Below are 10,169 nucleotides of genomic sequence, written 5' to 3' on the forward strand. Positions count from 1 at the left end.
CGTCGATCCCGCGATGTCACGGCGACACCTGTTGCCGTACCAGGAGTGGAACGCTTGCCGCCGGACTCGGCGCGAGGGCCCGCCAACTCGTTCGCGCACAGGATGCAATCGGCAGGCGGTTCCGGATTTGCATATCGTGCTTGGCTTTGCCCCTCTTTGGAAGGAAATTAGCGAAACGCGGTGCTATCGTCCGGCCATGTCGCGGCGTTGATCTCATTGCATTCGCTGCGATCCGCGTAGAGGATGGAGCGTTATCGTCCGGCCGCTGTGGGAGGAGACCGCACTGGCCGGCACGATGGGAGGATAGACATGTTTCAGGGCGGATTGAGCTTCGCGCTTGGCGAGGACATCGACGCGTTGCGCGAGAGTGTGCGGCGCTTCGCAACGGACCGTATCGCGCCTTTGGCAGACGAGACCGATCGCAGCAACGCATTTCCGATGCCGCTCTGGCGCGAGATGGGCGAGCTTGGTTTGCTCGGGATTACCGCCGGCGAGGAGCATGGCGGGGCCGCTATGGGCTATCTCGCCCATTGCGTGGCGATGGAGGAGATCAGCCGCGCATCGGCCTCGATCGGCCTTAGCTACGGCGCCCATTCCAATCTCTGCGTCAACCAGATCAACCGCAACGGCAACGACGACCAGAAGGCGCGTTACCTGCCGAAGCTGATTTCCGGCGAGAATGTCGGTGCGCTGGCGATGTCGGAGCCCGGCGCCGGTTCCGACGTCGTTTCGATGACGCTCAGAGCCGACAAGCGCGGCGACCGTTATGTGCTCAACGGCAACAAGATGTGGATCACCAACGGTCCGGACGCCGACGTGCTCGTCGTCTATGCCAAGACCGATCCGACCGCCGGCCCGCGCGGCATCACCGCCTTCCTCGTCGAGAAGGGCTATGCCGGCTTTTCGACCGGCCAGAAGCTCGACAAGCTCGGCATGCGCGGCTCCAACACCTGCGAGCTGATCTTCAAGGACTGCGAAGTGCCGGAAGAAAACGTGCTCGGCACCATCGGCGGTGGCGTGCGCGTGCTGATGTCGGGGCTCGACTATGAGCGTGTCGTGCTTTCGGCCGGGCCGCTCGGCATCATGGCCGCTTGCCTCGATGTGGTCGTCCCCTATCTGCATGAGCGCAAGCAGTTCGGCCAGGCGATCGGCGAGTTCCAGCTGATGCAGGGTAAGCTCGCCGACATGTATGTGACGGCGAATGCGGCGCGCGCCTATGTCTATGCCGTGGCGGCGGCCTGCGATCGCGGCGAGACCACGCGCAAGGATGCGGCCGGTTGCATCCTCTATGCGGCTGAGAAGGCGACGGCGCTGGCGCTCGAGGCGATCCAGGCGCTCGGCGGCAACGGCTACACCAACGACTACCCGGCGGGTCGCCTGCTGCGCGACGCCAAGCTTTACGAGATCGGCGCCGGCACCAGCGAGATCCGCCGCATGTTGATCGGGCGGGAGCTGTTTACCGAGACGCGGTAGCCGCCGGCAACTGAAACGGCCGAACTCGATCGAAAGAGGACTTGATGACCGTTCTGAAATCTCACATTTCTCCGTCCTCCGATACGTTCAAGGCAAACCAGGCGGCCATGGCGGAGGCGATCGCGACTGTCGAAGACGCGGTGAAGGTGGCGGCCGCCGGCGGCGGTGATACCGCGCGCGAACGCCATGTCAGCCGCGGCAAACTCTTGCCGCGCGACCGGGTGGCCAACCTCATCGATCCGGCAACACCCTTCCTCGAAGTCGGCATGACGGCGGCGCACGGCATGTACAACGGCGATGCGCCGGCGGCCGGGCTGATCACCGGCATCGGCCGGGTGTCTGGCCGTGAGTGCATGATCGTTTGCAACGACCCGACGGTCAAAGGCGGCACCTACTATCCGCTGACGGTCAAGAAGCACCTGCGCGCGCAGGAGATCGCCGCGGAAAACAATCTGCCCTGCATCTATCTGGTCGATTCCGGCGGCGCCAACCTGCCGAACCAGGACGAGGTTTTTCCGGACCGCGATCACTTCGGTCGGATCTTCTATAACCAGGCCAATATGTCGGCCGCCGGCATCCCGCAGATCGCCGTGGTGATGGGTTCCTGCACCGCGGGTGGCGCCTATGTGCCGGCCATGTCCGACGAGACGATCATCGTCGAAGGCCAGGGCACGATCTTTCTCGCCGGCCCCCCGCTCGTGCGCGCCGCGACCGGCGAGGTCGTCTCGGCGGAGGATCTCGGCGGCGCCGATGTGCACACGCGGCTCTCCGGCGTGGCCGACCATCTGGCGCGCGATGACGCTCATGCACTGGCGCTCGCCCGCCGGGCCGTTTCGGCACTCAATCGGCTGAAGCCGTTGACGGTCGAGCTGGTGACGCCTGAGCCGCCGCTCTACGACCCGCACGAGATCGCCGGCATCGTGCCCTCGGATCTGCGCACGCCCTACGACATCCGCGAGGTCATCGCCCGCACCGTGGACGGTTCCCGTTTCGACGAATTCAAGGCGCGCTACGGCACCACGCTCGTCTGCGGCTTTGCCCATGTGCACGGCATCCCGGTCGGCATCATCGCCAACAACGGCGTGCTGTTTTCGGAATCCGCCCTGAAGGGCGCGCATTTCGTCGAGCTCTGCGCCCAGCGCAAGATCCCGCTCGTCTTCCTGCAGAACATCACCGGCTTCATGGTCGGGCGGAAATATGAGACGGAAGGCATCGCCAAGCACGGCGCCAAACTGGTGACGGCGGTGGCGACGGCACGTGTGCCGAAGGTGACGATGCTGGTCGGCGGTTCCTTCGGCGCTGGCAACTACGGCATGTGCGGTCGGGCGTTTTCGCCGCGGTTCCTGTGGACCTGGCCGAACAGCCGCATCTCCGTCATGGGTGGTGAGCAGGCGGCCGGCGTCCTGACGACCGTGCGCAGCGAGGCCCTGAAGCGGGCGGGAACGCCCTGGAGCGAGGAGGAGGAGGCGCGTTTCCGCCAGCCCATCCTTGATCTCTTCGAACGCCAGAGCCATCCGCTCTATGCCTCGGCCAGACTTTGGGACGACGGCGTCGTCGATCCGCGCAAGACGCGCGACGTGCTCGGCCTGTCGCTGTCGGCGGCGCTCAATGCGCCGATCGAAGACACGCGCTTCGGCCTCTTCAGGATGTAGGGACACCGCCATGAAACGCGAAAACATCAATGCCCCGAACGCACCGCAGCCGCGTGGAGGCTACTCGCAGGCCGTTCGCCTGGAGAACTTCGAGCGTCTGCTCTTCGTCAGCGGGCAGGTGCCGCTGACGCCTGAAGACGCGCTGCCGGAGGGTTTCGAGGCGCAGGCGCGCCAGGTCTGGGCCAACATCGACGCGCAATTGACCGCGGCGGGCATGACCAAGGCCGATATCGTCAAGGTGACGGTGCTGCTTGCCGATCGGCAACACGCCATGGCCAACCGCGCGGCCCGCGCCGAATATCTCGGTGCGCTAGCACCCGCCATGACGGTCGCGATCGCCGGCATCTTCGATGCCGGATGGTTGCTCGAAATCGATGTGATCGCAGCGCAATAGGGCCAGGAGATGCCGATGTTTTCCAAACTCCTGATTGCCAATCGCGGTGAGATCGCCTGCCGGGTGATCCGCACAGCCAAGCGCCTCGGCATCCGCACGGTCGCCGTCTACTCCGATGCCGATGTCGGCGCGCTGCATGTGGCGCTGGCCGACGAGGCGATCCGCATCGGCCCGGCGCCGGCGCTCGACAGTTACCTTGTGGCCGAACGCATCATCGCGGCGGCGCACTCCGTCGGCGCAGACGCCATTCATCCCGGCTACGGCTTCCTGTCGGAGAATGCCGACTTTGCCGAAGCCGTCGAGGCGGCCGGCATCACCTTCGTCGGACCGTCGGCGTCGGCCATTCGCGCCATGGGGCTGAAGGATGCCGCCAAGGCGCTGATGGAGCAATCCGGCGTGCCGGTGGTTCCGGGCTATCACGGCGAGACACAGGAGCCGGACTTCCTTGCCGGGGAAGCGGTGAACATCGGCTATCCCGTGCTGATCAAGGCGCGCGCCGGCGGCGGCGGCAAGGGCATGCGGCGGGTCGACAGCGCCGCCGACTTTCCGGCTGCGCTGGAGGCGGCGCGCCGCGAGGCGGAAGCGGCCTTCGGCGACGGCGCGGTCCTGATCGAGAAATATCTGACGAAGCCGCGGCATATCGAGGTGCAGGTCTTCGGTGACCGGCACGGCAACATCCTGCATCTTTACGAGCGCGACTGCTCGCTGCAACGACGCCACCAGAAGGTGATCGAGGAAGCGCCGGCGCCGGGCATGACCGCGGAAGTGCGGCGCGCCATGGGCGAAGCCGCCGTTCGCGCGGCGCAGGCGATCGGCTATGTCGGCGCGGGCACTGTCGAGTTCATCGCCGACGTGACCGACGGGCTCTGGCCGGATCAGTTCTATTTCATGGAAATGAACACCCGGCTGCAGGTCGAGCATCCGGTCACCGAGGCGATCACCGGCATCGATCTCGTCGAGTGGCAGCTGCGGGCTGCAGCCGGTGAAGCGCTGCCGAAACGCCAGAGCGAGATCTCCATCGACGGCTGGGCCTTCGAGGCCCGCATCTACGCGGAAGACCCGTCGCGCGGCTTCCTGCCGGCGACCGGGCAACTCACGACCTTGAGCTTTCCGGAGGAGGGCGTCCGTGTCGATGCCGGTGTCCGGCAGGGAGACAGGATCACGCCGTTCTATGACCCGCTGATTGCAAAGCTGATCGTGCACGGGTCCAACCGGTCGACGGCGCTGGCCAGGCTTGAGATTGCGCTCAGGGCCTGCCGCATCGGCGGCACGGTTACCAATCTCGATTTTCTGGCCCGCCTTGCGGCCGAACCGGATTTTCGCGCCGGGCACCCCGATACCGGCCTGATCGATCGTTCGATCGATCGGCTATCGGCGTCGCCGGTGCCGAACGATGCGGCCCTCGCGCTTGCGGCCATCATTTCGACCGGAGCCTTGCAGCCGGACGGATCGGCCGATCCCTGGTCTTCGCTCGGCCATTGGCAGATTTGGGGTGACGCAAACCGCAACATCGCGATCGAACACCTGGGCGGACGGACGACCGTGGCGCTGGCGGCTCGTGGCCGGGATCAGTTTGCGGTCCACACCGGGACGGCGGCGCTGCCGGTCGTTATCCTCAATCGCTCTGCCGATGGCGCCCGGGCGGAAATCGCCGGCGCGCAGCAGGAGTTCCGTTTCCTGCGCGAAGGCGAGCAGATCACGCTGTTCCTGAATGGTGAGACCTACGGACTTCGCTTGCCGGACGCGCTTGGTGCCGGTCACTCAAGCGAGGTCGCCGACGACGCGGTCTCGGCGCCGATGCCCGGCATCGTCAAGCTCATCCGGGTCCGCCCCGGTGATGCCGTCGAGAAGGGCCAGGCGCTTGCCGTCATGGAAGCGATGAAGATGGAACTCACCTTGTCGGCCTCGCGCGCCGGCGTGGTCGAGAGCGTGCAGGTCAGCGAAGGCGAGCAGGTGACAGCCGGCGCCGTGCTGGTGATGCTCCAGCCGGAGAGCGCGGAATGAGCGGAGCGGCGCCTGGGCATGTGACGATCGTCGAGATGGCGCCGCGCGACGGGCTGCAGAATGAAAGCGCGCTCGTCCCAACGACTGAGAAGATACGTCTCGTCGATATGCTCTCGGATTGCGGCTACGAGCGGATCGAGGTGACGAGCTTCGTCAGCCCGAAATGGGTGCCGCAGATGGCCGACGCCGCCGAAGTGATGGCCGGCATCCGGAGGCGGCCCGGGACGCGCTACGCGGTGCTGACGCCCAACATGCGCGGTCTTGAAGCCGCGCTCGAAGCCGGCGCCGACGAGGTGGCGATCTTCGCCTCGGCTTCCGAAACCTTCTCGCAAAAGAACATCAATTGTTCGATCGCCGAAAGCATCGAGCGGTTCCTACCGGTTGCCGAACTGTGCCGGGAAAAAGGAATTCTGCTGCGCGGCTATGTGAGTTGCGTTGTCGAATGCCCTTATGAGGGTGCGATCGCCGCAGCGAGCCCTGCCCGCGTCGCCGGCCTGCTCGATGATCTCGGCTGCTACGAGATCAGTCTCGGCGACACGATCGGCCGCGGCACGCCAGAGGCGGTGGACGCGATGCTGGCCGCGGTGCTGGAGCGCATTCCGGCCAACAGGCTCGCCGGGCATTTCCACGACACCTCCGGCCGCGCGCTCGACAACATTGCCGCTTCGCTCGACCGCGGCATCAGGGTCTTCGACGCTTCGGCCGGCGGTCTCGGTGGCTGCCCCTATGCGCCGGGTGCTGCCGGCAATGTCGACACGCTCGCCGTCAACGCCTTCGTAATGGCCAAGGGTTTTTCGACGGGGCTCGACCTAGCGAAGCTCGAACAGGCCGCCGCTTTCGCGCGGACCTTAAGGACGGGATCATGACCTTCGAAACGATCCGGATCGAAACCGATGCACGCGGTGTCGCGCGGCTGACCTTGGCACTGCCGCAGAAGCACAACGCGCTTTCGGCGCGGATGATCGGCGAACTGACCGAGGCGGCAGAGCAGCTTTCGGCCGACCGTTCTGTCCGCGTCGTTATCCTTGAGGGCGAGGGCCGCAGCTTCTGCGCCGGCGGCGACCTCGGCTGGATGCGCGAGCAGTTCGATGCAGACAGGGCGACTCGCATTGCTGAGGCGACGCGATTGGCGATGATGTTCAAGGGGCTGAACGAGATCTCGAAGCCCATGATCGGCCGCCTGCATGGCAATGCCTTTGGCGGCGGCGTTGGCCTCATGAGCATCTGTGACGCGGCGGTTGCCTCGACCGACGCCAAGTTCGGCCTGACCGAAACACGTCTCGGCCTGATCCCGGCGACCATCAGCCCCTATGTCGTCGCCCGCATCGGCGAGGGTAAGGCGCGGCCGCTGTTCATGTCCGCCCGTCTGTTTGGTGCGGAGGAGGCGCGCGCCTTGGGGCTCGCCACCACCGTTGTCGCCGCCGACGCGCTGGATGCGGCGATCGAAACGGAGATCGAGCCCTATCTGGCGGTCGCGCTGGAGGCCACCGGCCGGGCCAAGCGACTGGCTCGCTCGCTTGGGGCTCCAATCACCGAAGAGACCATTGCCGCGACCATCGAACAGCTTGCCGATTGCTGGGAATCCGATGAGGCGCGTGAGGGTGTCGGCGCGTTCTTCGACAAGCGCGAGCCCGCCTGGCGGCGATAGGCGTCCTTGATTTGGGCATGTTTTGATCTTACTTTGATAACACGATGATCAAAACAAGTGCGGATCCTGTCATGGCTGCTGTCGGTCTCAACATCTCCACCGCCCACTACGGCGAGAGCCATTCGTCTTTCCTGTCCGCTCGGCTGGTTGCCGATCGCCTTGGCGTGACGCTTGCCGAACTCGCGAAGCTGATCGGTGTCGCGCGCAACACGCTGACGGCGAAGTCCAGTGCCCGAAAGGTCGATGCGGCGTTGAGCAGCGTCGTCCGTATCCTTGCCATGGCCGGCGAAATGGCGGGCGACGACAGCCGCGCCGTCATCTGGTTCAAGCACCAGCCGATCCCCGGCTGGGCCGGCAAGACCGCCTATGATCTCGTCGGCGAGGGCAAGGCCGACAAGGTGCTCGCCTATCTCGAAGCCGTGCGTTCCGGTGTCTACGCCTGATGGCGGTTGGTGCGCCGGTGCGCCTCTGGCGCGCCTATGTGCCGCGCTGGGCGCATGCGCCGCTCTCGGGCGAAGGGGCAGGGCGGTACGGTGGGAGGTGGAATCCCGTGGGAACGCCGACGATCTATGCCGCCCGCGAGCTCTCGACCGCCTGGGCCGAATACAATCAGGGTTTCGTCCAACACCCGGCGCTGATCGCCCAGCTTGAACTCCGCTTTGCCCGTCTTGCCGATCTGACGGCGCCGGAGATCCTTTCCGACCTTGGTCTCACCGAAGAAATCCACCGATGCGAATGGCGCGATGCGCTCGATCGTGGTCTGGTGCCGGAGACGCACCGCCTGCAACTGGCGTTGAGCGACCGAGGCTTCGATGGCCTGATCTATCCGTCCTTCATGTCGCCCGGCGGCACCTGCGTCGCGCTGTGGCACTGGAACGCGGGCGAGGGTTCCGAACTGAAGGTTATCGATCCCGAAGGGCGCCTGCCGAAAACGCCGGCGTCCTGGCTCTGAATTTGAGCCGTTTGCGTGGCGATGAGGCTGCCTCAGATCACCTTGCCCGGATTGAGGATGCCGTTCGGGTCGAGCGCCCGTTTGATCCGGTGCATGAGTTCGAGTTCGGCCGGGCTGCGCGAATGGTCGAGGAAATCCCGCTTCAGCGTGCCGATGCCATGTTCGGCCGAGATCGAGCCTTTGTAGCGCCGCACGATTTCGTAGACGATGCCGTCGACGATATGCGGCGTGTCCGCGTCGCTGTCAGGCTCCGAAAAGGCGATATGCAGGTTGCTGTCGGCGACGTGGCCGAAGAAGGAGACATGGGCGGCCGGGAACCGTTGAAATAGAGCCGCTCCACATTCCGTGGCGAAGCGGCCGATATCGCCGATCGGCAGGCTGACGTCGAGGTTGACGAGCGCCGGCAGCTGGCTGTCCATCGCGTGGCCTTCGCGCACGCTCCAGAACGAACGGCTTTCTTTCTCCGACTGGGCGATCAGCGCATCGGCAATGATCCCATTTTCAAGCGCCTCACCGAGAAAGGCCTCGAAGCCGTCACGCTCGCTGGCATCACCGAGCAGATCCTGCTCGACGATCACCGCGAAGGGCGGGATTTCGTCAAAGAACTTCAGCTTCTCCGCCTCGGCGTTGAAGCGGAAGTAGTTTTCCCACATCGCCTCGAAGGCCGAGAGGCCGGGCAGGCGGCGTTGGCAGCGCGTGAGGAAGGCGACCACGTCGTCGTAGCTTTCGAGAGCGCAGAGCGCCGTCAGCCGGCCGGCGGGCAAGGGCCGCAGGCGCAGGACCGCGCGGGTGATCACGCCGAGCGTTCCTTCGGAGCCGATGAAGAATTGCCGGAGGTCGTAGCCGGTGTTGTTCTTGATCATCTTGTTGAGCGACGAGATGATCGTGCCGTCGGCGAGCACCGCTTCGAGACCGAGCACGTTGTCGCGCGTCACGCCGTAGCGAAGCACCCGGATGCCGCCGGCATTGGTGGCGAGGTTGCCGCCGATCTGGCAGGAACCGCGGGCGCCGAGATCGATTGGCAGCAGGAAACCGGCGTCTTCGGCGGCGCGTTGCGCCACTTCGAGCGGCGTTCCGGCCCGCACGGTCATGGTGCCTGCCTGTGGGTCGATTTCTTCGATGCCGGTGTAACGCTCGAGCGAGATCACCACCGCGTCGTTGCCGGCATTGGCGCCGCCGGCAAGTCCGGTGAGGCCGCCCTGGACGACGACCGTTTGGCCGTTCTCGTTGCAGAGCCGGAGGGCCGTGGCGATCTCGCCACTGCTTGTCGGGCGGATCACGGCTCTGGGCAGCTCCCGGCCGGTCAGGCTGGCGTCGCTCCGGTGGCGTTCGCCGATTTGCGTGCCGGTGAGCACGATGTCGCCGAGGGCTTGTTTCAGGTCGTCGACGATCGTCATGCGCTTCTCCTGGTTCCGCAGCCATTGTCGGCAGCGGGCGTCCCTGCTTAGCGCATCGCGAAGCAAACCGATATCCGCACGGCGACTCTCAGCCCGTCGTTGTCGGCGCGCTTGCACGCTAGGCATGACGAGACGGGCGAAACTGGGCTAGGAGCGCGACCGGTCAGCTGCCGGTGCGTGCCAGTTCAAACGGTTCGGCGGTCTCCACTTCGGCCGGCGGCTCCGGCGTTGGGGCCGCATTCGCCTGCTCCTCCCTGAAGATCTTCCACTTTGTCGGTCGGAAGGCGATGCGGCTGTGGTCGCCGGCAGCGGCGCGCTCGGGCGAGAGTTCGATCTCGACATGCGGATGGTTGCGGCCAAGGTCGAGTTCGAGATGACGGGTGCCGGCAACCCGGCGGCTGGCGGCAACGAGGCCGGCAAGGCAACCGCCGCAGCCGTCGACCAACTCGATGTCATGCGGGCGGAAGTGCAGTTTCGCGGGGCCGTCGGGCTCGGACGGGGCGCGCAGCCCGATCGGCCGATCCTCGAACCAGATCTCGCCGTTCTGCAGCGTAACATTGAGGCAGTTCGACTGGCCGATGAAGCCGTAGACGAAGGGCGAGACCGGATGGTCGTAGATCTCGTCGGGGGTGCCGACCTGTTCGATCAC

At 65.7% G+C, this 10,169-nt stretch carries 10 protein-coding genes; 8 read left to right on the forward strand and 2 right to left on the reverse strand.

Features of this window, described 5'->3' with window-relative positions:
* Window positions 1-309: 309 nt before the first annotated feature.
* The 8 genes from BLU15_RS25630 to BLU15_RS25665 all read left to right on the forward strand — a co-directional run bounded on the left by BLU15_RS25630 (window position 310) and on the right by BLU15_RS25665 (window position 8,123).
* On the forward strand, window positions 310-1,473 hold the full coding sequence (locus BLU15_RS25630; RefSeq protein ID WP_060529109.1) for an isovaleryl-CoA dehydrogenase: 1,164 nt from the start codon (window positions 310-312) through the stop codon (window positions 1,471-1,473).
* Window positions 1,474-1,517: 44 nt separating this feature from the next.
* Window positions 1,518-3,125, forward strand: coding sequence for a carboxyl transferase domain-containing protein (locus tag BLU15_RS25635; protein ID WP_060529108.1), 1,608 nt, complete (start codon window positions 1,518-1,520; stop codon window positions 3,123-3,125).
* Window positions 3,126-3,135: 10 nt separating this feature from the next.
* A complete protein-coding gene (locus BLU15_RS25640; protein ID WP_060529107.1) occupies window positions 3,136-3,519 on the forward strand; it encodes a RidA family protein in 384 nt (127 codons plus the stop codon).
* A gap of 15 nt (window positions 3,520-3,534) precedes the next feature.
* The gene (locus BLU15_RS25645; protein WP_060529106.1) at window positions 3,535-5,523 is read left to right on the forward strand and encodes an acetyl/propionyl/methylcrotonyl-CoA carboxylase subunit alpha; all 1,989 of its coding nucleotides are present in this window, start codon (window positions 3,535-3,537) and stop codon (window positions 5,521-5,523) included.
* Window positions 5,520-6,389 carry a hydroxymethylglutaryl-CoA lyase gene (locus BLU15_RS25650; RefSeq protein ID WP_090299231.1) on the forward strand — a complete coding sequence of 290 codons (870 nt, stop codon included), beginning with the start codon at window positions 5,520-5,522 and terminating at the stop codon, window positions 6,387-6,389. The genes BLU15_RS25645 and BLU15_RS25650 overlap by 4 nt, the downstream gene beginning before the upstream one ends.
* Window positions 6,386-7,171: a crotonase/enoyl-CoA hydratase family protein gene (locus tag BLU15_RS25655; protein ID WP_090299233.1), complete on the forward strand. Its 786-nt coding sequence runs from the start codon at window positions 6,386-6,388 to the stop codon at window positions 7,169-7,171. Before BLU15_RS25650 ends, BLU15_RS25655 begins: the two co-directional genes overlap by 4 nt.
* A 71-nt stretch (window positions 7,172-7,242) precedes the next feature.
* Complete coding sequence (locus BLU15_RS25660; RefSeq protein WP_060529162.1) at window positions 7,243-7,614, forward strand: antitoxin Xre/MbcA/ParS toxin-binding domain-containing protein; 372 nt, start codon at window positions 7,243-7,245, stop codon at window positions 7,612-7,614.
* Window positions 7,614-8,123 (forward strand): RES family NAD+ phosphorylase, encoded by a 510-nt coding sequence (locus tag BLU15_RS25665; RefSeq protein WP_060529103.1) that lies wholly within the window; start codon window positions 7,614-7,616, stop codon window positions 8,121-8,123. Before BLU15_RS25660 ends, BLU15_RS25665 begins: the two co-directional genes overlap by 1 nt.
* A gap of 32 nt (window positions 8,124-8,155) precedes the next feature.
* On the opposite strand, the gene BLU15_RS25670 is transcribed toward BLU15_RS25665, so the two are convergent.
* Both BLU15_RS25670 and BLU15_RS25675 read right to left on the reverse strand, forming a co-directional pair.
* A complete protein-coding gene (locus BLU15_RS25670; protein ID WP_090299236.1) occupies window positions 8,156-9,520 on the reverse strand; it encodes an FAD-binding oxidoreductase in 1,365 nt (454 codons plus the stop codon).
* 163 nt (window positions 9,521-9,683) lie between these two features.
* The coding region (locus BLU15_RS25675; protein WP_176960353.1) for a TOBE-like domain-containing protein at window positions 9,684-10,169 on the reverse strand (486 nt) is incomplete at its 5' end.

The organism is Ensifer sp. YR511, assembly GCF_900103045.1.
GTDB classification, from domain to species: Bacteria; Pseudomonadota; Alphaproteobacteria; order Rhizobiales; family Rhizobiaceae; genus Ensifer; species Ensifer adhaerens.